31 protein-coding genes are annotated in these 24,362 nt (G+C 31.8%); 6 read left to right on the top strand and 25 right to left on the bottom strand.

Going from position 1 to position 24,362, the window contains the following annotated elements; all coding sequences use genetic code 11:
* Positions 1 to 1,161 (top strand): MFS transporter, encoded by a 1,161-nt coding sequence (locus LL966_RS09165; RefSeq protein ID WP_229352596.1) that lies wholly within the window; start codon positions 1 to 3, stop codon positions 1,159 to 1,161.
* A 63-nt stretch (positions 1,162 to 1,224) separates the two neighbouring features.
* On the opposite strand, the gene LL966_RS09160 is transcribed toward LL966_RS09165, so the two are convergent.
* From LL966_RS09160 to LL966_RS09120, 9 genes are all read right to left on the bottom strand, one after another.
* Positions 1,225 to 1,746: a hypothetical protein gene (locus tag LL966_RS09160; protein ID WP_229352594.1), complete on the bottom strand. Its 522-nt coding sequence runs from the start codon at positions 1,744 to 1,746 to the stop codon at positions 1,225 to 1,227.
* Positions 1,747 to 1,773: 27 nt separating this feature from the next.
* A complete protein-coding gene (locus LL966_RS09155) occupies positions 1,774 to 2,280 on the bottom strand; it encodes a hypothetical protein (RefSeq protein WP_229352592.1) in 507 nt (168 codons plus the stop codon).
* A gap of 18 nt (positions 2,281 to 2,298) precedes the next feature.
* Positions 2,299 to 2,661: a hypothetical protein gene (locus LL966_RS09150; protein ID WP_229352591.1), complete on the bottom strand. Its 363-nt coding sequence runs from the start codon at positions 2,659 to 2,661 to the stop codon at positions 2,299 to 2,301.
* A 145-nt stretch (positions 2,662 to 2,806) separates the two neighbouring features.
* Complete coding sequence (locus LL966_RS09145; protein WP_229352590.1) at positions 2,807 to 3,283, bottom strand: DUF6265 family protein; 477 nt, start codon at positions 3,281 to 3,283, stop codon at positions 2,807 to 2,809.
* 199 nt (positions 3,284 to 3,482) lie between these two features.
* On the bottom strand, positions 3,483 to 5,786 hold the full coding sequence (locus tag LL966_RS09140; RefSeq protein WP_229352588.1) for a type IA DNA topoisomerase: 2,304 nt from the start codon (positions 5,784 to 5,786) through the stop codon (positions 3,483 to 3,485).
* A gap of 129 nt (positions 5,787 to 5,915) precedes the next feature.
* Entirely contained in the window at positions 5,916 to 6,326 is a 411-nt protein-coding gene (locus LL966_RS09135) for a DUF3592 domain-containing protein (protein WP_229352587.1), read from the bottom strand.
* A 124-nt stretch (positions 6,327 to 6,450) separates the two neighbouring features.
* Positions 6,451 to 6,879: a copper resistance protein NlpE N-terminal domain-containing protein gene (locus LL966_RS09130; RefSeq protein WP_229352586.1), complete on the bottom strand. Its 429-nt coding sequence runs from the start codon at positions 6,877 to 6,879 to the stop codon at positions 6,451 to 6,453.
* Between the two features lie 94 nt (positions 6,880 to 6,973).
* Positions 6,974 to 7,468: an SRPBCC family protein gene (locus tag LL966_RS09125; protein WP_229352584.1), complete on the bottom strand. Its 495-nt coding sequence runs from the start codon at positions 7,466 to 7,468 to the stop codon at positions 6,974 to 6,976.
* A 45-nt stretch (positions 7,469 to 7,513) separates the two neighbouring features.
* Positions 7,514 to 7,879, bottom strand: coding sequence for a lysozyme inhibitor LprI family protein (locus LL966_RS09120; protein WP_229352583.1), 366 nt, complete (start codon positions 7,877 to 7,879; stop codon positions 7,514 to 7,516).
* Between the two features lie 458 nt (positions 7,880 to 8,337).
* Here LL966_RS09120 and LL966_RS09115 point away from each other — a divergent pair, with 458 nt between their 5' ends.
* Positions 8,338 to 8,715: a GreA/GreB family elongation factor gene (locus LL966_RS09115; protein ID WP_229352581.1), complete on the top strand. Its 378-nt coding sequence runs from the start codon at positions 8,338 to 8,340 to the stop codon at positions 8,713 to 8,715.
* Between the two features lie 77 nt (positions 8,716 to 8,792).
* On the opposite strand, the gene LL966_RS09110 is transcribed toward LL966_RS09115, so the two are convergent.
* From LL966_RS09110 to LL966_RS09090, 5 genes are all read right to left on the bottom strand, one after another.
* Positions 8,793 to 9,224, bottom strand: coding sequence for a hypothetical protein (locus tag LL966_RS09110; RefSeq protein ID WP_229352580.1), 432 nt, complete (start codon positions 9,222 to 9,224; stop codon positions 8,793 to 8,795).
* A 176-nt stretch (positions 9,225 to 9,400) separates the two neighbouring features.
* A complete protein-coding gene (locus LL966_RS09105) occupies positions 9,401 to 9,601 on the bottom strand; it encodes a YqaE/Pmp3 family membrane protein (protein WP_229352922.1) in 201 nt (66 codons plus the stop codon).
* Between the two features lie 203 nt (positions 9,602 to 9,804).
* Positions 9,805 to 10,404, bottom strand: a complete 600-nt coding sequence (locus LL966_RS09100; protein ID WP_229352579.1) for an REP-associated tyrosine transposase — start codon at positions 10,402 to 10,404, stop codon at positions 9,805 to 9,807.
* Positions 10,405 to 10,875: 471 nt separating this feature from the next.
* Entirely contained in the window at positions 10,876 to 11,298 is a 423-nt protein-coding gene (locus LL966_RS09095; protein ID WP_229352577.1) for a hypothetical protein, read from the bottom strand.
* A 39-nt stretch (positions 11,299 to 11,337) separates the two neighbouring features.
* Complete coding sequence (locus LL966_RS09090; RefSeq protein WP_229352576.1) at positions 11,338 to 11,898, bottom strand: hypothetical protein; 561 nt, start codon at positions 11,896 to 11,898, stop codon at positions 11,338 to 11,340.
* Between the two features lie 309 nt (positions 11,899 to 12,207).
* Here LL966_RS09090 and prfA point away from each other — a divergent pair, with 309 nt between their 5' ends.
* Together prfA and LL966_RS09080 are read left to right on the top strand one after the other, a co-directional pair.
* Entirely contained in the window at positions 12,208 to 13,284 is a 1,077-nt protein-coding gene (gene prfA, locus LL966_RS09085) for a peptide chain release factor 1 (protein WP_115886433.1), read from the top strand.
* Between the two features lie 330 nt (positions 13,285 to 13,614).
* The gene (locus LL966_RS09080; RefSeq protein ID WP_229352575.1) at positions 13,615 to 14,946 is read left to right on the top strand and encodes a DUF5723 family protein; all 1,332 of its coding nucleotides are present in this window, start codon (positions 13,615 to 13,617) and stop codon (positions 14,944 to 14,946) included.
* A 400-nt stretch (positions 14,947 to 15,346) separates the two neighbouring features.
* Here the strand turns inward: LL966_RS09080 and LL966_RS09075 are convergent, their stop codons facing one another.
* The 11 genes from LL966_RS09075 to LL966_RS09025 form a co-directional block, all read right to left on the bottom strand.
* Positions 15,347 to 15,721: a hypothetical protein gene (locus LL966_RS09075; RefSeq protein ID WP_229352574.1), complete on the bottom strand. Its 375-nt coding sequence runs from the start codon at positions 15,719 to 15,721 to the stop codon at positions 15,347 to 15,349.
* Between the two features lie 36 nt (positions 15,722 to 15,757).
* Positions 15,758 to 16,117, bottom strand: a complete 360-nt coding sequence (locus LL966_RS09070) for a hypothetical protein (RefSeq protein WP_229352573.1) — start codon at positions 16,115 to 16,117, stop codon at positions 15,758 to 15,760.
* Positions 16,118 to 16,164: 47 nt separating this feature from the next.
* Positions 16,165 to 16,449: a YtxH domain-containing protein gene (locus LL966_RS09065; protein ID WP_229352572.1), complete on the bottom strand. Its 285-nt coding sequence runs from the start codon at positions 16,447 to 16,449 to the stop codon at positions 16,165 to 16,167.
* Between the two features lie 58 nt (positions 16,450 to 16,507).
* Entirely contained in the window at positions 16,508 to 16,660 is a 153-nt protein-coding gene (locus LL966_RS09060; protein ID WP_143102046.1) for a lmo0937 family membrane protein, read from the bottom strand.
* Between the two features lie 39 nt (positions 16,661 to 16,699).
* Positions 16,700 to 17,347, bottom strand: coding sequence for a porin family protein (locus LL966_RS09055; protein ID WP_229352570.1), 648 nt, complete (start codon positions 17,345 to 17,347; stop codon positions 16,700 to 16,702).
* Positions 17,348 to 17,383: 36 nt separating this feature from the next.
* Positions 17,384 to 17,845 (bottom strand): DUF4142 domain-containing protein, encoded by a 462-nt coding sequence (locus LL966_RS09050; RefSeq protein ID WP_229352569.1) that lies wholly within the window; start codon positions 17,843 to 17,845, stop codon positions 17,384 to 17,386.
* Between the two features lie 242 nt (positions 17,846 to 18,087).
* A complete protein-coding gene (locus LL966_RS09045) occupies positions 18,088 to 19,872 on the bottom strand; it encodes a sensor histidine kinase (protein ID WP_229352567.1) in 1,785 nt (594 codons plus the stop codon).
* A 10-nt stretch (positions 19,873 to 19,882) separates the two neighbouring features.
* The gene (locus tag LL966_RS09040; RefSeq protein ID WP_229352565.1) at positions 19,883 to 20,332 is read right to left on the bottom strand and encodes a response regulator; all 450 of its coding nucleotides are present in this window, start codon (positions 20,330 to 20,332) and stop codon (positions 19,883 to 19,885) included.
* A gap of 21 nt (positions 20,333 to 20,353) precedes the next feature.
* The gene (locus tag LL966_RS09035; RefSeq protein ID WP_229352564.1) at positions 20,354 to 20,905 is read right to left on the bottom strand and encodes a helix-turn-helix domain-containing protein; all 552 of its coding nucleotides are present in this window, start codon (positions 20,903 to 20,905) and stop codon (positions 20,354 to 20,356) included.
* Between the two features lie 163 nt (positions 20,906 to 21,068).
* On the bottom strand, positions 21,069 to 21,254 hold the full coding sequence (locus tag LL966_RS09030) for a CsbD family protein (protein ID WP_229352563.1): 186 nt from the start codon (positions 21,252 to 21,254) through the stop codon (positions 21,069 to 21,071).
* A gap of 134 nt (positions 21,255 to 21,388) precedes the next feature.
* On the bottom strand, positions 21,389 to 21,862 hold the full coding sequence (locus LL966_RS09025; RefSeq protein WP_229352562.1) for a Dps family protein: 474 nt from the start codon (positions 21,860 to 21,862) through the stop codon (positions 21,389 to 21,391).
* A 322-nt stretch (positions 21,863 to 22,184) separates the two neighbouring features.
* Between LL966_RS09025 and pyrF the strand changes: the two genes are divergently transcribed.
* Both pyrF and LL966_RS09015 read left to right on the top strand, forming a co-directional pair.
* Entirely contained in the window at positions 22,185 to 23,006 is an 822-nt protein-coding gene (gene pyrF / locus LL966_RS09020; RefSeq protein WP_229352561.1) for an orotidine-5'-phosphate decarboxylase, read from the top strand.
* A 129-nt stretch (positions 23,007 to 23,135) separates the two neighbouring features.
* Positions 23,136 to 23,936 carry an ABC transporter substrate-binding protein gene (locus LL966_RS09015; protein ID WP_229352560.1) on the top strand — a complete coding sequence of 267 codons (801 nt, stop codon included), beginning with the start codon at positions 23,136 to 23,138 and terminating at the stop codon, positions 23,934 to 23,936.
* The last annotated feature ends 426 nt before the right edge of the window (positions 23,937 to 24,362 follow it).

Here is a 24,362-nt window from a genome sequence, read left to right as displayed (position 1 = left end):
ATGATTTTATCTTTCTTTAAAAAAATTCAAAATACACCTAGAGGATACCGAATAGCCAATACTGTTTTTTTCTTTTTATCAGGTTTTGGATATTCTTCGTGGGTTTCTAGAATTCCGCACATACAAGCACAATTACATTTATCTGAAGCACAGTTTGGAGCTGTTTTATTTGCATTTCCAATTGGTTTAATGTTAACAATGCCGTTTACCGGAAAATTACTAAATAAATACAGCAGTCGATATATTATGCTTTTAGGAGCTATTATGTTTAATATTGTACTCTCTTTGCCAGGTTTGGTGGCTTTTGTGTGGCAGTTGGTTATTGTACTTTTAATTTTTGGAGCTTCTCGAAATATTTTCAATTTATCGATTAATGCACAGTCTCTGGAAGTGCAGAAATTATATCCAAAATCTATTATTACTCGTTTTCATGCCGTTTGGAGTATTGCTGTTTTCTCAGGAGCTGGTTTAGGATACGTTATGGTAACACAGAAAATCGCGCCATCACATCATTTATTAGGTGTTAGTGTTTTTATGCTGGCGCTTACGGCTTGTTTTTATCCAATGAGTATTCATAACGAACCAGTACCGGTTAAAAAGAAGTTTTTCTCAATGCCTGAAAAAAATCTGATAAAATTTGCCTTGATTTGTTTCGTTTCAATGGCTTGTGAAAACACGATGTACGACTGGAGCGGAATTTACTTCGAAAATATATTGAAAGCTTCTCCAAAATTAACCAGCGCCGCGTTTGTATTTTTTGCCTCTGCAGTAACTTTAGGACGTATTTTTGGAGATTATGGTGTAATGAGATTTGGAACTAAAAAAATCCTTCTTTATAGCGGAATTCTAATCACATTAGGTTTTGGAATTTGTTTTATTCTTCCGTACGCGTATCCAACTATTTTTGGTTATGTTTTAATCGGATTTGGAGTTTCTTGCGTTGTTCCGCTTGTATTTAGCATTGCCGGAAGATCATCAAAATTAAGCAGCGGTTCTGCTTTAACTTCTATTTCTACAATTGGTTATCTCGGATTTTTATTAGTTCCGCCAATGGTTGGTTTTATTTCTGAATACTTAAGCATGAAATGGGCGTTTTTAGTTATGGCGCTTTTAGGTATTGTAATGATTTTTATGGTCAATAAGATCGGGGAGAATGAGTGATTTTTTTAAGGTGCTAAGGTTCTTAGATACTAAGGTTCTGAGGTTTTTTTAAAGATGGGCTATTTAACTGTTTTGTTTCTGAGTAAGTATTTTTTCTTTTAATTTCTTGTCATGTTGTATACTTTTTATTTTAGAGTTAAGTATCCAATAAATAGCATATCCAAAAGCGATTGACATCATTACTGAAAATAAATTGACACCCCAAAAAGTTAAGGAAGCAATTATTAAAATGAAAAAAAAGATTTCTATATAATAAGTTTCTTTTTGTTGTGTACGTTGCTTTATAACCATAACATTCCCACGTCTTTTCCCAATTCTTTCAATAACTTTTTTGGTGATTTTGTCAATACTATACATTTTATCAAGATCAGGTATAGTAAAGCAAATACTAAATTCGAGCTCTAGTCTTTTCATAAAAGCATAATACTTTTTAACTCCTTTGAAAGAGTTTTTTATATTGTCCTTTTTATGTGGAGGAAATGTTAGGAAATCTAGAAAATGAGATTCTTCAAAGTTTTCATTTGGCTTTTGTCTTTCTTCTGTAAAAATTTCAATAATCTTTTCTTTTATTTCGATTTCAGTCATTACTTTGAATTTAATTTTTACTTTTCATTAAGAAGGTTGTCCAATTTCAGATAATTTATTTTCCTCTTCTTTTGCTATTTTTTCTCTCAATTTGAATGCAAAATTCATCAAAATTATAGCAACAATGTTAATGCTAAATGTGGTAATATTTGAATCTGAATTCCATTTGAAATTAAATGTAGTTAAACCAATATTATACGTAAACAAAGTATCTTCAGTTAAATTCAAACCAAAATAAAGAAATATACCAGATGTATATTGAAAGGTGAATCCTAAAACCGAACAAGTAATAATCTGTAAAACCTGATTGATAATAGATAGATTTAAACCTTTTAAATAGCTTTTTTTGAGCAATAAAAATCCGCAAAAAACCGAAAAAGAATAAAGCGATAAAACAAAAAGGGTAAGTATTAAAATCGGAAAATTAAAAACACCAGATTTACTTGTAAAGTATAGACTTAGAGCTATTCCCATGATTCCTCCCACAATCTGATAAATACCTAAAGCACTAATTTGCTTGTTTATTTTTTCCATTCGAGTTTTCCTGTTTTTTTAGGTTTTAAGCTCAACTTGTCTATTTTCAATTATGCGATTTGTCCATTTTGAAAAGAAAATAACAAGTCCAACAATTAAAAAAAATGATCCTGTTACGATAAAATTTAACTGATAATCATCTATAAAACTACCTATTGCTAAAATTCTAAAATAATCCCATCCTAGAGAATTATATCGGTATAAAAGATAAATTAGTATCAGTACGATGAAGCTATTCAAAACAGACCATTTTTTAATTCTTGAGATTGAAATTGATAAAACAAAAGCAAAAACAATTCCTATCAAACTAGAAACATTAGGCCAAAAACTAAAAAGAGCAATTTCTTCTGGAGTTATTTGAAGATTTTCAAGATTTTCCATGACATATTTAGGACCATGAATTGTCGTTACTTCAATCAGTTTAATATAGTTGAGCCACGAAAATGTTTTAAAAGAAAACATAATAAAATAAGCCGCAACGAAATGAAAAATTATCTGGAAATAATTTATTTTCTGTTTCATTGAATTACTTCTTCGTCATCACAAACTTCTCCGAACTCGGTTTTCCGTTCAAATTCCCAGAAATCTCTGCGGTTAAAGTATTATTTGCTCCTTTTGTATACGTGATTTTTTGAGGATAATCGTGTTTCGGATTTTCGAAAACCAATTGTTGTTCTGTTTCAGAAGTTGATGGAAAAAAAACTGGTTTATCTTCGTTTTGACCTTTTACGGTTGCTTTATAAGTCAATGTTTCTCCCAATTGTGCCAAAATAATGCTTTCAGAATGAATGGTGTCTTTTCCTTTTATAAAATAAGAAACCGCACTAAAAGTGCTATCGTTTAATTTTTCCCAGTTTTCAGTTAAAACGCCATCTGGAGTTGTATTTTCCCAGTTTCCGATTAACCAGTCGGCTTTTTTGATTTTATCTTTTTCAATGGTTTCTTTTTTCTGGCAAGAAACAAAAGCTATAACAAGTGCGATAAGGGTAATTTTCTGAAACATATTTTATAAGGTTTTTGATAGCACTAATGTATGAAAAAAATGTTTGCCACGAATTACACAAATTTCCACAAATTTTTTTCTCGTAGATTTTAATTCTTCTAATCTCTGGCAGATATCAAAAAAATAATTCGTGGAAATTTGTGCAATTCGTGGCAAAAAAACGGTGTGAATCCTTTTAATCTGTGGCTAAAAAAAACTTTTAAATGCTTTCCTGTAAAATAGAATAAACCAATTCTTTAGTAGGCTTTTGATCTTGCAGTTTTGCTCGAACCTCATCAAAAGTCACTTTAAAATCACAACCCGATTTGTATTCAGCACAGCCATAAGCCGTTTTACCTTTTAAAATTGTTCCTTTTTTGCATTTTGGACAAACCAATTCATTAGAACTTTCTGTGGCTGTAGCTTTCTTTTCTGTTTTCTTTGGTTCTAATTTCAGTTTGTAATTTTCTTCAAAACGAATCAATCCTTCAACAGTTCCAGAATCGGTTTTAAAGCCTTTAATATTTACTGTTGAACCCTTTTGTACCAATCTTAAATATTGGCTTTCTGTGATTTTTTTATCAAGAAAAACGAAAGGCAATACAAAGTCGCAGCCTGATTTGTATTCACTGCAACCAAAAGCCGATTTTCCTTTTATCAGATTTCCTTTTTGACATTTCGGGCACGTTTCTGCTGAAATTCCCGAAGATTTCTTTTTTTCTGCTTTTACCACAGGTTTCTGAATTGTTGCGGCATGCGAAATATTGGCATGTTTGGTCTCGCTTCTAACTTCATAAACTAAAGCTTCAACCATGCTTTTCATATTACGAATGAATGCAGCAGCGGTAAAAGTCCCTTTTTCAATATCTTTCAATTGTTTTTCCCAAGTTCCCGTAAGTTCAGCAGATTTAACCAATTCATTCTGAATCGTATCAATCAATTGAATTCCGGTTAAAGTTGGTAAAACCTGTTTTTTATTTCGAACAATATATTGGCGTTTGAAAAGCGTTTCAATAATATTCGCACGCGTTGACGGTCGTCCGATTCCGTTTTCTTTCATCAGTTCGCGTAAATCTTCGTCGTCAACCTGTTTTCCAGCGGTTTCCATGGCACGAAGCAAAGTTGCTTCTGTAAACTGATTGGGTGGTTTGGTTTCTTTTTGAAGGAAAGAAGGTTCGTGCGGACCTTTTTCGCCCACCACAAAACTCGGCAGTAAATCGGGTTCTTTTTCTTTCGCATTTGGATCTTCAAAAACTACACGAAAACCTTTTTTCAAGATTTCTTTTCCGGTCGCTTTAAAAGTAACTTCGGCTGCTTTTCCAATGACTGTGGTATTGGCTACCAAACAATCATCATAAAAAACGGCAATAAAACGCCTTGTAATAATATCGTAAACCTGCTGCTGATTGTACGCCAAATTATTTTGAACTCCTGTCGGAATAATCGCGTGGTGATCGGTCACTTTTTTATCATTGAAAACCTTTGGCGATTTCTTGATTTTTTTCTCTAAAACAGGTTGTGTTAATTCGGCATAATTAGTTAATTTCTGCAAAATACTTGGCACTTTCGGATAAATATCACCAGGTAAAAAAGTCGTATCAACTCTGGGATAGGTAATCACTTTTTGCTCGTATAAAGTCTGTGCGATTTTCAGTGTTTCTTCAGCCGAAAACCCAAACTTTTGATTGCAATAAACCTGTAAACCAGTTAAGTCGAAAAGCTTTGGTGCATATTCGTTTCCGTTCTTTTTGTCTACAGAAACAATTTCAAAATCGCTTTCTTTAACTTTTTCAGCCAAGATTTCTCCGTCTTCTTTTTTCAAGAAACGACCTTCTTCGTAACTAAAGAGTGTTTCTCGGTATAAAGTCTGCAATTCCCAATACGGTTGCGGTTTAAAATTTTCGATTTCTCTAAAACGATCTACAACCATCGCCAGTGTTGGCGTTTGCACACGTCCAATTGACAAAACTTGTTTGTAACCGCCATGTTTTACGGTATACAAACGTGTTGCATTCATACCTAAAAGCCAGTCGCCAATAGCTCTAGAAAATCCGGCGTAAAATAAATTATCGTAATTCGTAGATGGTTTTAAGTTTTCAAAACCTTCTTTAATAGCTTCAGTTGTAAGAGACGAAATCCATAATCGCTGAATTTCACCTTTATAATTCGCCTCGTTCATCACCCAACGCTGAATCAATTCTCCTTCTTGTCCAGCATCCCCGCAGTTTATGACTACATCGGCTTTGTCAAAAAGACTTTTTATGATTTTAAACTGCTTTTGGATTCCAGAATTCTGAACCACTTTGGTTTCAAATTTTTCGGGAAGCATCGGAAGATTGTTCAAATCCCAGCTTTTCCAATGAGGTTTGTAATCGTTGGGTTCTTTTAAGGTGCATAAATGCCCGAAAGTGTAAGTTACTGCATAACCGTTTCCTTCGTAATAGCCATCGTGTTTGGTATTGGCGCCCAAAACGAATGCGATTTCACGTGCTACACTTGGTTTCTCGGCAATACAGACCTTCATTTTTTCTTTTCTATTTAGTGAGCGAAATTACGTATTTTATTGTAAAGAGGCAAAGGTTCGTAGACGCAAAGGGCCAGAGATTTCTATTGATTTTTACTTTTTTTTTTGCAATTGTATAACTTGTAAAAACTAAAATTTTAAGGTAGAAATTATTTCCTGATAGAAATCATTTGCGTCCAAAAGACCTATCACAGAATAAATGATAAGAGCCAAACCAATGAAAATAAACAGAATCAAAATAGCGCTGTTTGATTTTCGTTCTTTTATTACAAAATTTTCAGGACTTTTGGCGCTGTAAAGGATTGCGATTTTGATGTTTATGTTTTGCTGAAATGCTCCCAATTTATCCAAATCAGATGAGCCATGTATAAAAGGCTCTCCTCTAAAATTCTTTCCATCTATGGTTTGGTATTCAATAGTTGGAGTTTTATATCCTTCTTGATCTGATTTGTACGACACGATTTTTCCAATACCTTCGATTCCGTTTTTATGGATATTATCTAAGAAAATATAACCTGCAATAGAATAAATTAAAAACAAGAGCCCAAGTAATAATAAACAAATTAAGATATTATAAAAGCTTAAAGCCACGAAGAGAATAAAGAAAATGACAAAAAAATGGGTACGTATTTTTTATTAAATAACATGTAATGGGTGTGTTGGCTTATACTTTAAAAATATCAATTCTTTTCATCCAAGGAATTTCCGATTCTAAAAATTGAAGCTTCGTCTTTACAACTTTATCGCTTTTATCTCTTGGGTTTTTAGCTACAAATCTAGCTTTAGAATTAGTAAAATCTAAAGTGTTTTTTGCATCAAAATCTTCACTTTTATTTGACGAAAAAGTAATGACATTATCTTTTACGCTCCATTTTCCTTTTCCGTATTTATTTTCTTCCGGAGGAGTTCCACCTTGTAATTTTGTATACGAATGAAATACAAAAGTTCCGTCTTGATTTAAGGTCAGTTTATATTCAATTATATGTTTTCCTTCTTCAGAAAGTGTGCGTGTATAATCACCAGCAAACTGATTAGATTGTGCTGACAAAGTGAAGTTGAAAATTAAAAAGAATAAGATGATAATGTGTTTCATTTGATTGTTGTTTTGAATTTAATTTTTATTGTTTTAAAGTAAAATGATTGATTATTAGTGTGTTTGTAAGCTGTTTTTCTTTTGTAATAATACTTTAATTATTAATCATCGGATTTAGATTGCTGTCTTTATTTCTTAAATCCAATCCGCCTTCGTAAACCGATTTAAGATTGGTCAGATAAAAATGCCAACCGTTTGAACAGCCTAATCTTATATATTGTTTAGAAAAATCATCTGTTGGAATATTATGGTGACGAAGCTCTATCAAAGTGTAATCATTTGTTTCGCTTAAATTTATATCAACCAGACAAGTTCCTTCAAAAGTAAATTGCAAATGGTCTTTTCCGTTTGCCGAAGTAATTTTTCCTTTCATGGAATCTTTGTACAAATACCAAAACCATTCATAAGTATTGCTTTCTGTAGCATTTTCATCTTTATTTATAAGGTTTTGATTAGAATCGAAAAAAGATACTTTCTCCAGAAACCACTTTTCCAAATCTTCAGCTTTTGTCCAAGCATTGTAAATATCAGAAAGTTTAGCTTTTACAGCTATTTTTTTAGTGAAGGATGTCCAGTCGAAGTTTTCCAAAGTTCGGGTTTTTATTGTATGATTATAATTAATTTGATGAAATTCCTACTTATATCTTTTATTCCGATCCTCTAAATTTCTCTTTAAGTCTTTAGTCCGATCGCTCGTACATTCGGCAAGACAAGTATAATAAATTAATGGCTGAATGCTTCCTCCGTTATATTCTTCTTTTTCAAATGCACATTTTGAATCTCTAAATTTAATCCAGTTTTTCTGAGCAGTAATGAGCAGGTTTTTCTCTTTTTCAGATACTTTTTTTAATAGTTTTTTATAAACTTGATTAAGTTCAATATCTGCTTTATTAAAATTATTGATAGCAGTCTGATTCATTTCAGCTTGTGTTTGCGCCAATAGAGTAGTGCTGAAACTAAAAAGAAAGAAAGTCGAGAGATAGAGCAGTACGTTTTTCATTGGTTTGTTTTTTTGCATTTTATCCTTTCTGTAATCAAGTATTCATTTTTAAATTTTGGAGAGAAATTATTTAAAGATTTAAAGATTTAAAGATATTGATTTTTAACGAAATAGAAGTTTATCATTTTATTATTCATAAGAAAAAGTTTATATTTGTAGAATATTCGAATAATTACAATAATGGTAACCGCAAATTTTTATTTACTAAATAGCTGTTTGATGTGCTTAATGTACACCTTATTGTATTTGCATGATGATACTTTCTTAAAAAGCTCAAAAGAATTTATTCCTTTTGCCCTGTCGTAACTCTAGACAGGGGATTTTTCCAATTTTACTGCTCATTTTATTAATCTTCAATTTTCATTTAAGATGAAGTATCATTGCATTGGCATGAGCCGCTCAATAGCAATGAAGAGTTATATTGCATTATCTATGAAAATGAAGCAAACAAGAAAGTCATGTCACAACATATTATTTTAACAACAGGAACATACGATTTAATTAAAGATCACGTAAGAAGAAAAAAAGTAACAGTACAGGAAGAAGAATTATTATTAAATCAATTAAAAAATGCTTCTCAGGTATTGCGCAAAAATCTGCCAGAAGATATTGTTTCTATAAACCGAAGAATTACGTATAAAGATCACGTCAATAATGAAGAAAAAACGATTCTTCTTGTTGGTCCAGAAAAAGCAAAAACAAGCAAAAACAAAATTTCGGTTCTTTCAGATGAAGGAATTGCAATGGTTGGCTACAAAGTAGGAGATCTTGTAGAATGGCCAGCTAAAAAAGGAAATCTGAAATTAGAAATCCTAAAAGTAGAAGAGGAAGCTTAATATAGTTTGGTCTTCGTTTTAAAGTTAGTACAATCCCAAAAAGAGTTTTCTTTTTGGGATTTTTTATGTGGATTTTTTTAAAATAGTATTGAAATTCCTTTCTTACTATTTAAATATTCAATTTCTAAAAGCATTGAACTCAATTCCGATTGAGCATCTTTTTCTGTTTTTTCAACATCTTTATAATATTGATCATCGCAAACAATCGGATCGTAATAGGCTTGAGTTTCCATGTTTGACCCGCCCATTGGATAATTTTCTGGAATCTCTCGTTTGTATCTCTCAAAAGTTCGGAACTTTTTATCGTAAATAGATTTATAGAATTTTTCTAAATCTATTTTAATTTCGATTTCTGTATCCTTGTTTCGGTTTAGATAATTATCTAGCCTTGTTTCAAAATCTAGTAAACAATTCTTATTGTACTCGTAGATTTTTAACAATTGAAGCATATCAATTTTGAAAGAATCTAGGTTTTCGAATGGTTGAATTTTTAATTTTCGAATGCTCATAAAATGTTTTTTACCTAAGTATTTAAATTTTTCTCGTACTATTTTTATTTATCTACCTAAAATAAAATCGAGAAAATTATCAATAACTATAAAAAGCCAATTTTTCTTTGTTTTTTCAGTTTTTTTCATCTGAACATATTATAAGGATGATTTTATTTTCGTCTTTTATTATTTTTCTAAGATCTAGCTTTCATTGCTTTTATTAGTTTGCGATTTCGTTTATCGGCTCTTGAATTCTGTAAAGAAATAACAGCCCAAATAGCCGCAGGAATCCAGCCAATTAAAGTGATTTGCAAGATGAGACAAACAATTGAAGTGAGTATTTTTCCTCTCAAAAAGAAAGAAAAACATGGAAAGAAAATTGCAATAAGGGTCATCATCTTTTTTTCTTGTTTTGGTTTACACAAAAGTAAATTCTATTTTTTAGGAATACTTATTTGTATGTGTTTTATTTTTAATGTTACATTTTTTATTGAATATAGTTTTCATGATTTAAAGCGCAATGTTGTCGATGTTGGCAATGCTGTGCGAAGTCTCCCGACTTCGTACCCGTTCCAATATTCCATACAGTTTTACATCTTTAATAATCATTATGCTTAGAAAAATTATTTAAATTTTGTACATCAGTAATAAGTATATCGGCTTTTTCTATTTTTAAAAAACCAGAGTCAGAAACGTAATTTGTTGCACTTGAATATACATAATGCGAGGCTTTTTCAACTAAACCCGCACGGACTGGATTAAGATGAATGTAGTGCAGCTTTGACCACATAAATTTATTGCTGAAAATTTCTTCGGGATGATTTCCATACTCCCAAAATTGATAATTTTTATTTCTGGAATGGCTTTTCGTTGCTAATTGAAAACGTTCTAACATCCATTCTCTTCTGCTTTCTGGCTCAGATTTTATCGCATTTATAATTTTTGAAGCAGTAAATTTTTTAAAATCCCGAATCAAATCAGATAGTTCACCACTTTCGGACTGTACAATCATATGTATATGATTGCTCATAATGACATATCCGTACAAAATCATTGACTTATTTTTAATGCAATAATCCAAACTTTCAATTATAATATCTCTGTAGTTTTTTCTCGTAAAAACATCAATCCAATCTATGACGGTTGCTGTTATAAAATGAGGTAAAATTTGATTTCTTATTTGATATCCGCCTTGCATTTTTTTTGCGTAAAAATACAATAAATTCTTACTTTTTGATAATCGCTTTGTGGAATATTGGGACGCGTACAAAGTTGGGAGATTTCGCACAGCTCTTCAGGATATTTAATAAATCTGTGTCTCGCTGTGCAAAGTCTCCCGACTTTGTACCGACTGCTATATTCCGTTACTATTGTTTATTTATATTGTGGAATATTGGAACGTGTACGAAGTCAGGAGACTTCGCACAGCATCCGTGTTATTTAAGAATGAATACTTCGCAGAGCAGGATTTTTGTTTTTATGAGATTTTTATTTCGCTGTGCAAAGTCTCCCGACTTTGTACCGACTGCTACATTCCGTTACTATTGTTTATTTATATTGTGGAATATTGGAGCGTGTACGAAGTCGGGAGACTTCGCACAGCATCCGTCTTATTTAAGTAAGAATACTTTGCAGAGTGGGATTGCATCTGAGCTATTGAGCGGAGGATTTATCTTCTTTTAGGTGCGCTTCTTGTATGAGGTCTTACATAAGTTCCGTCTTTTCTGTAATATCCTTTTACCTGAACTGTTCCATTTGAATAAGATTTTGGTTTATAACTATTTTGTACAGAGCGATAAGATTGAGAATTAGTATAATTGGAAGTTGTACTACTACTACTACTACTACTACTACTACTATATGTAGGATTTATAGCCCAGCCTTTATATTTTTTCCATTTGATACGTTTGTACTTTTTTGTGGTTGAAGAAACATATACTTTTTCACTTTTTGGTATAAAATAATAACTGATAGTTCCTTCTCTTTTATTTTCATATATAGGAGTATCTTCTTCTAGATTTACATAATAATAATTGGTAATACAAGAGCTTGTTAGGGAAAGTATTAAAAAAAGAGTTAGAATTTTTTTCATATATGGTATTGGTTTTTATATCAATTTAAGCGCGATTAATTATTTTATTTCCTTCAACATCGTAAGCAATTCAGGAATTTTATTTACTTGCGTTTCTGTCCAGAAATAATGTAGATTATCTGTAACACCATTATCTTTTAAATAAATAGAAATTCTTCTGGTGCTTTTCTCTATATAAAAACTGAACGTGATTTCTCTTGAATTAAAAATATAAGTAACAGATTGATTTCGTTCGGTTTTGTCTTTTAGATTTGGAATGACATATTTTTCTATAAATACTATAAATTCCTCTACTTCATTTAAATCTATCCATGAAGATTTGAAGTAAGTGGTACTCGCTGTTAGATATTTAACAGTCATATCCATTTGTAACGATTTTACTTTTTTATTTGATTTTAAATCTGTTGCTTCAACTGGAAAGAAAGAAACTATTTCACCAATTCCAGATTTAAATTCAGCTTTTATATTCCAATCTTTATTTATTTGCGTTATATCTGCATTATCAATAAATTGTCTAGTTTCAGAATTTGGTTTTTGAGAATGAATTTTTGTTATTGTTAAAAGTAAAAGTAATGCAAGTAGTAATTTTTTGATTTTCATTGGTATGATGTTTTTATTGTTATCAAAAATAACTTCTTAAAGTTCAAATACATTACGGAAATCCGTAAACGCAATTATAAAAACGAAACGCCCTAGCCCTGATAGCAGCGGCATCCTTTTTAGGCAAACCAAAAAGAACTTATTAAAATGTAAACCTTCTGCCTAAAAAGATATAGCGGATAGCAGGAAACAGCTCCTAAAAACCACTATAATTCCACTAAATGTCCTCCTCAAAAAACACAAAAACACAACACTAGAATAATCAATAAATATTTTGTAATTTTGCAGTCCAATAAAAGGAATTAGAAAATGTTAGATAGACTTCAATATGTAAAGCAGCGTTTTGATGAGATTTCGGATTTGATTATTCAGCCGGATGTTATTGCTGATCAAAAACGTTATGTGCAACTCAACCAAGAATATAAAAGCATAAAAGCTTTGGTTGAAAAGAGAGAAGAATACATTCTTGTTTTAGCAAATATTGACGAAGCAAACGAAATTATTGCTGACGGAAGCGATGCAGATATGGTTGAAATGGCCAAAATGCAGTTGGACGAAGCAAAAGAACGCTTGCCGCAACTAGAGGAGGAAATCAAATTTATGTTGATTCCTAAAGATCCTGAAGATGCTAAAAATGTAATGGTGGAGATTCGCGCGGGAACGGGTGGAGACGAAGCGAGTATTTTTGCAGGGGATTTATTCAGAATGTATACGAAATACTGTGAATCACAAGGTTGGAGAACTTCTGTGGTAGATATGAATGAAGGAACTTCTGGAGGTTTTAAAGAGGTAATTTTTGAGGTTTCTGGAGAAGATGTTTACGGAACTTTGAAGTTTGAAGCAGGTGTGCACCGTGTACAGCGTGTTCCTCAGACTGAAACGCAAGGTCGTGTGCATACATCGGCGGCTACTGTTATGGTTTTACCAGAAGCAGAAGAGTTTGATGTACAGATTGATATGAACGAGGTTCGTGTGGATTTCTTCTGTTCGTCTGGACCTGGAGGACAATCGGTAAATACAACAAAATCGGCTGTACGTTTAACGCACATTCCAACTGGATTAGTGGCGCAATGTCAAGATCAGAAATCGCAGCATAAAAATAAAGACAAAGCCTTAATCGTATTGCGTTCTCGTTTATACGAAATGGAATTGGCGAAAAAACAAGAAGAAGATGCTACCAAACGTAGTTCTCAGGTAAGTTCTGGTGACCGTTCGGCTAAAATTCGTACGTACAACTATGCACAAGGTCGTGTAACCGATCACCGTGTTGGTTTAACGCTTTACGATTTAGGAAACATCATGAATGGTGATATTCAGAAAATTGTTGCCGAGCTTCAATTGGTAAACAATATGGAGAAATTGAAAGAAGCTTCTGAGGTTTACTAATTTTTAAAGTTTCTGAGTTTCTAAGATGCTAAGGTTCTAAGTTTTTTTCTTTGAACATAAAATATTTAAGCTGGACATTTGTTCGGCTTTTTTTTGTTTTAAAAATAAAGAAATCTGAGAATGTTATCGACTTAGGTTTAAGATAAATAAGACATCACAATCTTACGAAGTAAGATTTATAAGACTAGTCTAAGACTTAGAATCTTAGAACCTTAGCGCCTAAGAACCTCAAAAAAAAACTTAACGAATTCATAATTCGTTAAGTTTTTTTTTGACTTTTTTTACCTCATATTTGCTACACCAAAAATAACCAAACATTAAAATTAATCTATGAAGAAAACTTTACTTTTATTATGCTTCTTTGGAAGCTTTTTTTATGCGAGATCGCAATCGTATTTTGGATTTAGAGATGATAATTATGCCGGAATCCAGTCGGCTATTTTTAATCCTTCTGTTATTGTCGACTCTAAATATAGAGCAGATGTAACCCTTTTTTCTGCCAGCGGAACTGGTCAGAATGACTTGTACAGTGTCAATTTTGCCAGTATTTTAGACGGTGGTTACGATTTTGACACCGAAGCCAACAAAAATTTTAAATCGAACAACAGAGGAAATTTCAATATCGATATTCTTGGACCATCGGTTATGCTGAACATTACGCCTGTGCATAGTGTGGCGCTTTTTACGCGCGTGAGAAGTGTTACTAATCTTGTAGATGTAAACGGACAGCTTGTAGATGAAGTGAACAAGGATACTGATTTTTCTAACAGTTTTATGATACAAGGCGGAAATCCGAATGGCGTTACCAATTCGTGGGCAGAAATCGGAGCAAGCTATGCAACTGTTTTGCTTGATCGAGACGATCATTTTGTAAAAGGGGGAATTACCGTAAAATACTTAATGGCAGGAGTAAACGGTTATCTTAACGGAAATGATATCAGCGTAGCATTCAATAGGAATAATGTTAATCCAGAATTGAGTGAATATTATTCTACAGGAACGTTAAGAACTGCAGCGAGTTACGATTATGATAATGGTGAAGATCCGAAATTTGATGCTGGTTCTGCAGGAGTCGGATTTGATTTAGGTTTTACGTATGAATACCGTACCAATTGTCATACCTGTATCGGAAATCGATACAAGTTTAAAGCAGCGGCTTCTATTACCGATATCGGAAAATTAAATTATAAAAATGTTGTCGAAAACACGTATAACTTAAACGGAAGAGTAACACAAGACGATATCGAAAGTGCCGATAATATTTTTGAATTCTTCAATGCTAATTATACTAAAATTTCATCACGAAAAGGAATCCAAGCCAATCTTCCAACCGCTTTGCATACTAACTTTGACTGGAATATCAACCAGAAATTTTATTTGAATTTAAGTACAGATTTTAGTTTGGTAGACGCCAAAAAAGTAAACGGAACGGCGATTGCCAATTCGGTAACTTTTACACCAAGATACGAAACAAGACAATTTAGTTTTTACGTTCCTGTAACTTATATGGAATACAGCGGAACGCAAATCGGAGCAGGTTTTAGAGCAGGACCTTTGTTTGTTGGTTCTGGAACTCTGTTTACTAATTTATTTTCAAACACTTCAAAAGGCTGTAATATTTACGCTGGTTTGAAAATTCCGATTTATCAAAATTATAATTAAAGGTTCTGAGTTTCTAAGATGCTAAGGTTCTAAGTTAGCTTTGCAAACCTTTATAAATGAAAAGAGACTTTTTCACATTTGTGAAAAAGTCTCTTTTTGATTAAGATTAACAGGAAATGATAATTAAGGTTTAAGTATAATATATTTCGATTCATCGAAATAGAACCTTAGTATCTTAGAACCTCAGCATCTTAAAAAAAATATAGTGAAGGTCTTATCTTCATTAACCGCTTTCCCCATTAAGCGTATAATGAAAGTTAGATACCTAGAAATACTCTCGTATATTCAAAACATTTATATAGATTAGAGTAAACGTATACACCATTTTTTAATACTATTTCGCTTAACTTTTCCATAATACTTAAATATTAAGTTTGACAATTACTCTTTAGACGTTTTATTAGTATGTTGAATCTTCTTCTTCTTCTTCCGAAGTTTCATTTGAAGATTCGTTTTGTGGTTTAGAAACCAGATTGGTTACAATTAGCTGAACTACAGAACCTAGAATGCCTTTAAACATTGAATCTCCTTTTCCAACAATAAATCTTTTGGCAACATATCCGATTCCGATACTGATTGCAGATTGAGCCAAATGACTTTTAAAACCGACAGTTTCATTAATTTCTTCAACCGTATTTCGAATTAGATTAATAGGTTTTAGATTTTCTTTAATTTCGTCAACATTGTTTTTGATGGCGCACCATTCTGTATCTTGACGAACTTCTAATTCTTTAATTTTTTGATTTAATTGATCAATATTGTAAATGGCTTCCATAAATTAGTCTTTTAAAATTATCAATAAATTAAACCTTTAGTTTTTAGTTTCTTTTAGTATACTAGAAATGATAGTATTACCGATTGGAGTTTTTATTAATTTATGATGTGATTTTACCACAATTATGGTTATCAATAGATAAAAAAGAGCCATAATAAAAAATCCATAATAATATTCTCCCAGTTCTTTACCAATCCATAAACTGATTCCGATATTTAAAAACAAGGTAAAAAATGCAACAACAATACCGATTGCAATCTTAGATGCCAACGATGATACACCATCGGCCACTGAACATACAGTTTTCAGTTTTAATAATTCTAAACTTGTTTTTGCGTAGTTTTCAGCTTTTTCGTAAAGATTTAAATCTTCGTTTGTTGTTGCATTTGGTTCCATGATATAGGGTTTTATGGTTTGAAAATTTCACTAATTAATTCTTTCGATTAATAGTTTGATTTTACTGTTTTAACATCATCTTTCAAGGTGTTGTAATCCTCTTTCACTTGGTTTAGTTTAGATTTTCCTTCTTGAAGAATTTCTTTACCGTTTGAAGTGATTGTGCTTACCACGTTATCAAATTTTGTTTTAATGTTATCTCCGTAATCTTTCGATTTATCTTTGATTTTTTTTCTTGTGTTTGAACCCTTGTCTGGTGCGAATAATACTCCAATAAATGCTCCCGCCGCTGCGGCTCCTAATATTCCTAAAATTGTGCTACTTGCTTTCATAATAATTGATTTAGTGATTAATATTTAATAAATTGTTGATTTAATAGAATTGTGATTTTTAAATTTCTCGACCTTTAATAAGTCTAAGAAGAATGGCAATAATGGCAATAACTAACAGTATATGGATAATGCTTCCGAAACTGTAAACAAAGAATCCTAAAGCCCAAAGTATTACCAGAATTACTGCGATTGTATATAATAAGTTTGACATGGTTTTTTATTTTTCTGGTTAATAATTAATTTTTCTTTCTTAATTCAACTTATACGAAAGGTATAAAGTTAAATTGCTGTTTTTTGCGTCTGGAATAGTGTATGTAGTTCCTCCAACAGTTCTTTCTTTTCCAACAGTTGTTAAACCGTAATTGTAACGTACACCGATGCTAATTGGATCGAAATCAACTCCTACACCTGCAGCAATACCAGCATCAAATTTCGCAAGATCATCTCTGTCTATTTCCTGATCAAAATCGAAAGATCCGTCTCCAGTTATTTTAGAGCTTACTAAGTAAGATGCGTAACCACCGGCGTGAATATTAAAGTTCTTAGTTACATTTACCCTAACTAGTAATGGAACTTCAATATAATTCAGTTTGAATTTTGTGCTTCCACTTGCAAAAGCATTATTGTATTCAAATTCTGCTCCTTTTGTAGTGAATAAAACCTCTGGCTGAATGGCTACAAAATCTGAAATTGGAAGAGTGGCATAAACCCCAGCATTAAATCCGTATAAAATGTTGTTGTCATCTACGTCATCTCCGCTTCCATATAAGTTAGACATGTTGAATCCTCCCTTTACACCGAATTCGGTATTTACATTATTGTCCTGAGCGTGCAACATTCCAAATGAAGCTGATAAAAAAAGTGTTAAGGCGCATAAAAAATTGGCTTGTAATTTCATAGTTAAAAAATTTAGTTAATAGATTGAAAAAGGCGTTTATACATTTTGTTTTATAATTCTTTCGGTTTCCCGTAATAACTTATATTGTTCAGGCAGATATCGTAATACTAATTCAAGAATTTTTTTATCATTTGTTTCTCTCGAAATAGATTCAAATAACTCGATTTGATCGTTTAAGGCTTCTTTCGTGGCGCTTAGATAAATTTCATTAAAATCATTTGCTCCTGCATCGGTAAGATTGTACATGTCTATTTTGTGCGTGGCGTTGATTTCCGTTATTACTATGAGCTTTAAATCGGCCATTCTTGTTATTTCATTTAGCAATTGTTTTTGCTTGAATTCAATTCTTTGACTTAATTGCTTTACGATAACATCTGAACTTTTTTGCTGTGCAATTAGACTTTTTGAAATAATTCCTTTACTTAAATTCGCCGTAGAAATAAAAAAGAAAACTTCTGTTTTTTCTTTTTGATTAATTGCAAAAGACTGATTCTTCAATGTCTTTTCTATTGGGTTTATTCTCTTGCAAGATGAGTTGCAGATTAGTATTGCCGATAAGAAAAAAACTTTAAAAAGGTTGGTCTTTATAAGGTGAATTTTGTTCATTATTACTTCCTAAAGTATTACATTACAAAGATGCTAACGAATGCAAGAATTTACTTTACAGCATAAAAAAGAAACGTTATATAATTCCCATAATGGGTTTATATAACGTCTTTTATGTATTTTTTTGATGAAGTTTAATCGGGTAGAAACACCGTAAACACTGAGCCTTCGCCTAAGTTACTATTGGCTGTAATATGTCCTTTGTGGTTCTCGACAATTTTTTTACAGATGGCTAAACCAATTCCTGTTCCAGGATATTCTGTTTTGGAATGAAGGCGCTGAAAAAGAATAAAAATGGTTTCTTTAAACTGAGGGTCAAATCCCATTCCGTTATCAGTAAAAGTTATTTTATGAAATTTCTTTACCGATTGATCTACTATTTCAGGATAATCGCAAGCGCTCACTTTTTCACTAGTAATTGAAATTTCCGGTTCGACATCTGGACGACTGTATTTTAGTGAATTTCCAATTAAATTGATAAACAGCTGTTCAATCTGATAGGGAATAACAGATAATTTCGGAAGTTTATTGGATCTAATAACGGCTTTCTTTTCTTCAATAAGTTCTGCCAGTTCAGATTCTGCATTATCCAAAAGTTCATTCAGATTCATTTTTAAGAATTCCTTCTTGGTCGTATTTGTTCTCGAGAATAAAAGCAAATCATCAATTAAGACGCGCATTCTCTTTGCAGAGCTTTCAATTTTTGAAATGTAATTTTTACCGCTTTCAGACATGACTTCTTTATCTGCATCTGAAACTCTAGAAATAAAAGTCTGGATTTTTCGAAGAGGTTCTTGCAAATCATGACTGGCAACATGATTGAAAGAAGCCAATTCTTTATTGCTTTTTTCTAATTCTTTGTTTCGTTCCTGAAGTTCGATATTCAACAAATGTTCATCCGTAATATCAAAATTGATTCCTAATAAAATCTTGCTTCCTTGCTGGTCGGTAACTAATTTTCCAGTGGTTTTAAAGTATCGAACTTCAAAATCTGGTCGAACAATTTTATAATATATAAAAGGTACTTGTTTGTTTTCGATAATACCGTCTATAGATTTTGCAACAGCATCCTTGTCATCGGGATGCACAAATTTCAACAGCGTCTCTTTACTCGGTACAAAAGAATTAGGTTCGAAACCTAATAATCTAAATTGGTTGTCTGAATAATCAATTTTATCGGCATCCAAATCCCATTGCCAAGTGCTGAAATTACCAATGCTTTCAGATTCAGCAATTAAACCTGAAGAAATCAAGAGTCTTTTATTAAAAACTTTTAGACGCTCAAAATCACGGCTGATTTGTCTATATGCTAATAAGATAAAACTTAAAGCAACTAAAAATAGTGAAATTGAAAATAGAGGACTTAACGAAATTTCTGCGTCGTAAATTTTAAGTCTTTTTTTAAGATAGGTCTTTTCAATATCATTCATTTCATCCACTTTAAAACGAATGTTTTCCATCAAAATCCGACCGCCAAACATGTGGTTGTCTAGTTTGCGTTTGTCATATGTTTTTGGATCGCTGTATTTTAAACAGTTTTCAAAAGAAACAAATCGCAACGTGATGAGTTTGAAAAGTTTTTGAAGATTTTCCTGCTGTTGAGGGTTGTCTGCAGTTAATTTTTTTAAAGTAATAAAAGACGTATTTACCTTATCACGAGAATAAATATAAGGGGTCAAAAAACGGGCATTGCGAGTAATGATGTAACCTCGCTGGCCCGTTTCTGCATCTTTTATAGCCGACATTAAGCGTTCAAGCTGAATGTTGATTTCGTAGGTATGCATAACCAGTTTGCTCGATTCATTCAAGTCTTGGTTATGTTTGTAAGCAATTGAAGATAAAAATAACAGAATGAAAACTGCGATTACAAAAATAACTCTCAATGAGTTTGAAGAATTAAAATTGGGTATCCATTTCATTGGTATGCTCTTATTTTAGTCGCAGCAAGAAATTATCACGGTTTAATCCAGAGGTATGATAGTGCCAGTTTACGGTCACGACTTCATTAATTATTTTTTTAAGCGTGTTAAAATCGCTAGGCTTTTTGATGTAAATATTAGCGCCCTGAATAAAAGTATCTTCAATATCCTCTTCAGAAGAAGAAGTGGAATAAATAGCAATGATGATATCTTTTAAACGATCTGTTTTTTTTATTTCTATTAAACATTCTTTACCTGTTTTCTTAGGCATATTTAAATCTAGAAATAAAATATCCGGAAGTTTGTTCTCTGCATTATGTAGATGATCCATCAATTGCATTCCGTCGTGTACAAAACTTACATTGGTTTGTATTTTTATTTCTTCAAATGCATCTTTAAAGAAAAGACGGTCATCTTCATCATCATCGGCAAGTAAAATGTGTAATGCGTTTTTTTGCATTTTAATAGCGGTATTTGGGTTTTATTTTAAATTTTCTCTTCGTTTCTTGATAATTCTCTGAAAAGCAGATGGAGTAATTCCGGTTGTGTTTTTAAACTGCGTACTCAAATGGGCTACACTGGAGTAATTTAGTAAAAAAGCAATTTCGGTCAAACTCATTTCATTGATAATAATCAATTGTTTTGCTCTTTCAATTTTCTGCAAAATAATAAAGTTTTCAATAGAAGAATAAGTTACTTCTGAGAAAACATTTGATAAATATCCATAACTGTGATTTAGCTTTTCAGCCAAAAACACAGAACTTTTATAATTGTTGCTGTCGTCCATAAATACAAGCTCAATAATCGCGTCTTTTATTTTTTGGACTAAAACACTTTTTTGATTTTCAACAACTTCGAAGCCGCAAGGCGTCAATTTAGTTTTAAGATTTTCAAGCGCTTCGGCATCGATATTATCCTCGATTTCGATTTCGCCAAAACCCAGCGTTGTAAAATTCACATTGTTCTGCTCCAAATTCAGTTTTAGATATTGAGAGCAAATAGTGTTAATGTCGAACTTTATAAATAGTTTCATTCTATAGAAATTTGGTTAAAGATACTTATTTTATTTTTGGTTACCGCGTTTAAACAGTGTAGAATTGTTAGATATTTTCTTTTTTTTAAATAAAAACCCTCAAAAAAATACCGCCTAATATTTTTATGTACTAGACGGTATTTTTTGGTTGACTTGTAAATAATTACAAATCAGACAAGATTTTATGAAATTCCTCTTTAGTTTGACCTAATTTTTTTTGAATTTTCCCATACATTTCATCTTCTTTTCCTTCTTCATATAGCAAGTCATCATCAGTTAGATCAGCATATTTTTGCTTCAATTTCCCTTTTAACTCATTCCAGTTTCCTTTTATCTCTGTACTATTCATGATATTTTTATTTATTGTTATTAATATTGTAAAGGTCGGATTTAGAATCTGCTTTTTGTTACATTAATTTCAAATGCTGTTGCATAATTCTCATTTTACTCAAGTTTTTGAATCGATTTGTTCTCTATTTTCAATTAAACTTGATATCTTCTCAGAATCCAAGCCATTTTTTCGTGTTCTTGCAGCAATCCGGTAACAAAATCAGCAGAACCAATATCTTTTGTTTCCTCTTCAAAAATTGGAATATAACTTCTGAATTCGGTTACTAATTGTTCGTGATTTTCTAAAAGCTCAGAAAGCATATGTTTTTGTGATGCATATTCTTTAGGAGATTCTTTTAATGTAGAATTATCGATAAATTCTTTCATCGTACCAATTGTTTTTTCTCCTAATTGATTGATGCGTTCAGCAACTTCGTCAATTTGAGCTTCCAAAATTCGATATTGTTCTTCAAATAATTTATGTAATTCCATGAAGCTGTTCCCAGAAATATTCCAGTGAAATTTTCTGGTTTTTACATATAAAGTCATTTCGTTAGATAAGATTGTTCCTAAAATAGAAGCACTCTTTTTTAAATTTGCAGGCGTAATTCCGATATTTGGGCTCATAAGTGTCTTTTTATGTGTTTTTTCAAAGATAACAGAGCGCATCTTTTTTTTTCTTACATAATTTTAGACGGATGTTATAGGAATTCAATGTTAATTAGAAAATTAGAAAATTAGGGAATTAGGGAATTAGAGAATTAGAGAATTAAAAACGCAACTTATAATATCCTTTTAATTGTCAACCTGAGCGAAGTCTAAGGGTGCAAAGTGCTTTGACTTCGCTCAGCATGACAAACCATCAACCACAAACCATCAACAATCAACCACTAACCATTTACAATTCACAATTATAATTTGTAATTTTGCTGCACAAGCAAAACACAATATGACAACACAACAATTACACGAACAAATTCTTCAAAAAAAATCATTTTTATGCGTAGGTTTAGATCCGGATTTGGAGAAAATGCCACAGCATTTATTAGAAACCGAAGATCCTATTTTCGAATTTAATAAAGCTATCATCGACGCCACACATGATTTAACGGTAGGATATAAACCTAATACGGCTTTTTTTGAAGCTTACGGAATTAAAGGATGGATGTCTCTGCAAAAAACAATTAATTATATCAACGAAAATTATCCTGATATTTTTACCATTGCCGATGCTAAACGTGGCGATATCGGAAATACTTCAAGTATGTATGCAAAAGCTTTTTTTGAAGATTTGAATTTTGATAGTGTAACTGTTGCTCCATATATGGGAAAAGATTCTGTAGAACCTTTTTTAGCTTTCGAAAACAAACATACTATAATGTTGGCTTTAACGTCTAATGAAGGTGCTTTCGACTTTCAGACTTTAAATACAGGCGGAAAAGAATTATACAAACAAGTTCTAGAAACTTCTAAAACATGGAAAAATAGCGAAAACTTAATGTATGTAGTTGGCGCTACAAAAGCAGAATATTTTGCCGAAATCAGAAAGATTGTTCCAGACAGTTTCTTGCTAGTTCCAGGAATTGGCGCTCAAGGTGGAAGTTTGTCGGAAGTTTGTAAATACGGTATGAACGACAAAATTGGTCTTTTGGTAAATTCTGCAAGAGCAATTATCTACGCTTCAAAAGGAACTGATTTTGCTGAAAAGGCTAGAGAACAAGCTTTGAAAGTGCAGCTGGAAATGGCTGAAATTATTGATTCTAAGTTTTAAATAACTTTATAAATAACTTAACCGCAAAGTTCGCTAAGGTTTTTCGCAAGGTTCGCAAGGAAAATAAACTTTGTGTTCTTAGCGTAAATCTTTGCGAACTTTGCGGTTAAAATAATGCAATCTAAATCAATGAAACAATTTCAAGACCAACTAGGAACGATTCATTCTTTTGAAATAACTCCAAAACGTATTATTTCTTTAGTTCCTTCACAAACCGAATTATTATATGATTTAGGTTTAGAAGAAAAAATTATCGGAATTACAAAGTTCTGTGTGCATCCGTTTCATTTTAAGTCTACCAAAAAAATTGTTGGCGGAACGAAGAAAATTCATTTTGAAAAAATAAAACTTTTAGAACCAGATATTATTATTTGTAATAAAGAAGAAAACACAGAGGAAATTGTAAAACAACTACAGGAAATCTGTCCAGTTTGGGTGACAAATATTATTTCAATTGAAGATAATTTTCAAATGATTTCAGATTTTGGTCAATTGTTCAATTGTAGAACCGAAGCTCAAAAATGGAATGATAAACTGGCTTTCGCCTTGAGCGATTTCAAAAATTATATAAAAGATATTAAAGAGAAAAAAGCAGCTTATTTTATTTGGAAAGATCCTTATATGGTTGCTGGAAATGATACTTATATAAATGAGTTATTAAAACTCAATCATTTTAAGAATATTTACGAAGACAAAGGCCGTTATCCTGAAATAGAGTTAAAGAAATTGCGTTTGGAAGGAGATCCTGATCTTGTTTTTCTTTCTTCAGAACCTTATCCTTTTAAAGAAGAAGATGCTTTCGAAATTGGAAGATTTACACATCATGCCAAAACTATTTTTGTAGACGGTGAAATGTTCTCATGGCACGGAAGTAGATTGTTAAAGGCTTTCCCGTATTTCAAATTGCTTCACGAAAGATTAAGGGATTAGTATTTTTGTTTCAAGTTTCAAGTTTCAAGTTTCAAGTTTCAAGTTTCAAGTTGTAAAATTTAACCGCAAAGTTTGCAAAGTTTTACGCAAAGTTCGCAAAGTTTTTTAGACAAAGCTTTGCGAATTTTGCGTTTTATATAAAACTTCAAACAAAAAATCTTAGTGCTCTTTGCGTTAAAACTAACTACAAAGTAAAGCAACTTTAAACCTGAAATAAAATCAACAAAAAAAATGCCGACATCTCAAAGACGCCGGCATTATTTAACTAACCAAAACCAAAATAATAAATAACCAGTTTATTACATTACAAAGATCCGATATAAATCGATGTTATGCTGTTAAGATCTTGTTATTACTTTGTTGGATATTAGTTAATGTTTGAAAATGAAGCTTTTTGTTTAAGTATCGTATTTCAAGTTTGATTTA

The organism is Flavobacterium chungbukense (assembly GCF_020805785.1).
Classification (GTDB): Bacteria; Bacteroidota; Bacteroidia; order Flavobacteriales; family Flavobacteriaceae; genus Flavobacterium; species Flavobacterium chungbukense.
This window is presented reverse-complemented; position numbering and strand designations above follow the sequence as displayed.

Coding starts and splice junctions, on each gene's coding strand:
- LL966_RS09040 (WP_229352565.1), bottom strand. CDS start 20,332: ATGCAAAAAAACGCATTACACATTTTACTTGCCGATGATGATGAAGAT.
- LL966_RS09110 (WP_229352580.1), bottom strand. CDS start 9,224: ATGAGCATTCGAAAATTAAAAATTCAACCATTCGAAAACCTAGATTCT.
- LL966_RS09075 (WP_229352574.1), bottom strand. CDS start 15,721: ATGGAAGCCATTTACAATATTGATCAATTAAATCAAAAAATTAAAGAA.
- LL966_RS09095 (WP_229352577.1), bottom strand. CDS start 11,298: ATGAAAAAAATTCTAACTCTTTTTTTAATACTTTCCCTAACAAGCTCT.
- LL966_RS09160 (WP_229352594.1), bottom strand. CDS start 1,746: ATGACTGAAATCGAAATAAAAGAAAAGATTATTGAAATTTTTACAGAA.
- LL966_RS09115 (WP_229352581.1), top strand. CDS start 8,338: ATGTCACAACATATTATTTTAACAACAGGAACATACGATTTAATTAAA.
- LL966_RS09025 (WP_229352562.1), bottom strand. CDS start 21,862: ATGAGCCCAAATATCGGAATTACGCCTGCAAATTTAAAAAAGAGTGCT.
- LL966_RS09140 (WP_229352588.1), bottom strand. CDS start 5,786: ATGAAGGTCTGTATTGCCGAGAAACCAAGTGTAGCACGTGAAATCGCA.
- pyrF (WP_229352561.1), top strand. CDS start 22,185: ATGACAACACAACAATTACACGAACAAATTCTTCAAAAAAAATCATTT.
- LL966_RS09150 (WP_229352591.1), bottom strand. CDS start 2,661: ATGGAAAATCTTGAAAATCTTCAAATAACTCCAGAAGAAATTGCTCTT.
- LL966_RS09030 (WP_229352563.1), bottom strand. CDS start 21,254: ATGAATAGTACAGAGATAAAAGGAAACTGGAATGAGTTAAAAGGGAAA.
- LL966_RS09155 (WP_229352592.1), bottom strand. CDS start 2,280: ATGGAAAAAATAAACAAGCAAATTAGTGCTTTAGGTATTTATCAGATT.
- LL966_RS09070 (WP_229352573.1), bottom strand. CDS start 16,117: ATGGAACCAAATGCAACAACAAACGAAGATTTAAATCTTTACGAAAAA.
- LL966_RS09130 (WP_229352586.1), bottom strand. CDS start 6,879: ATGAAACACATTATCATCTTATTCTTTTTAATTTTCAACTTCACTTTG.
- LL966_RS09015 (WP_229352560.1), top strand. CDS start 23,136: ATGAAACAATTTCAAGACCAACTAGGAACGATTCATTCTTTTGAAATA.
- LL966_RS09105 (WP_229352922.1), bottom strand. CDS start 9,601: ATGACCCTTATTGCAATTTTCTTTCCATGTTTTTCTTTCTTTTTGAGA.
- LL966_RS09080 (WP_229352575.1), top strand. CDS start 13,615: ATGAAGAAAACTTTACTTTTATTATGCTTCTTTGGAAGCTTTTTTTAT.
- LL966_RS09045 (WP_229352567.1), bottom strand. CDS start 19,872: ATGAAATGGATACCCAATTTTAATTCTTCAAACTCATTGAGAGTTATT.
- LL966_RS09145 (WP_229352590.1), bottom strand. CDS start 3,283: ATGTTTCAGAAAATTACCCTTATCGCACTTGTTATAGCTTTTGTTTCT.
- LL966_RS09055 (WP_229352570.1), bottom strand. CDS start 17,347: ATGAAATTACAAGCCAATTTTTTATGCGCCTTAACACTTTTTTTATCA.
- LL966_RS09120 (WP_229352583.1), bottom strand. CDS start 7,879: ATGAAAAACGTACTGCTCTATCTCTCGACTTTCTTTCTTTTTAGTTTC.
- LL966_RS09100 (WP_229352579.1), bottom strand. CDS start 10,404: ATGCAAGGCGGATATCAAATAAGAAATCAAATTTTACCTCATTTTATA.
- prfA (WP_115886433.1), top strand. CDS start 12,208: ATGTTAGATAGACTTCAATATGTAAAGCAGCGTTTTGATGAGATTTCG.
- LL966_RS09065 (WP_229352572.1), bottom strand. CDS start 16,449: ATGAAAGCAAGTAGCACAATTTTAGGAATATTAGGAGCCGCAGCGGCG.
- LL966_RS09165 (WP_229352596.1), top strand. CDS start 1: ATGATTTTATCTTTCTTTAAAAAAATTCAAAATACACCTAGAGGATAC.
- LL966_RS09090 (WP_229352576.1), bottom strand. CDS start 11,898: ATGAAAATCAAAAAATTACTACTTGCATTACTTTTACTTTTAACAATA.
- LL966_RS09060 (WP_143102046.1), bottom strand. CDS start 16,660: ATGTCAAACTTATTATATACAATCGCAGTAATTCTGGTAATACTTTGG.
- LL966_RS09035 (WP_229352564.1), bottom strand. CDS start 20,905: ATGAAACTATTTATAAAGTTCGACATTAACACTATTTGCTCTCAATAT.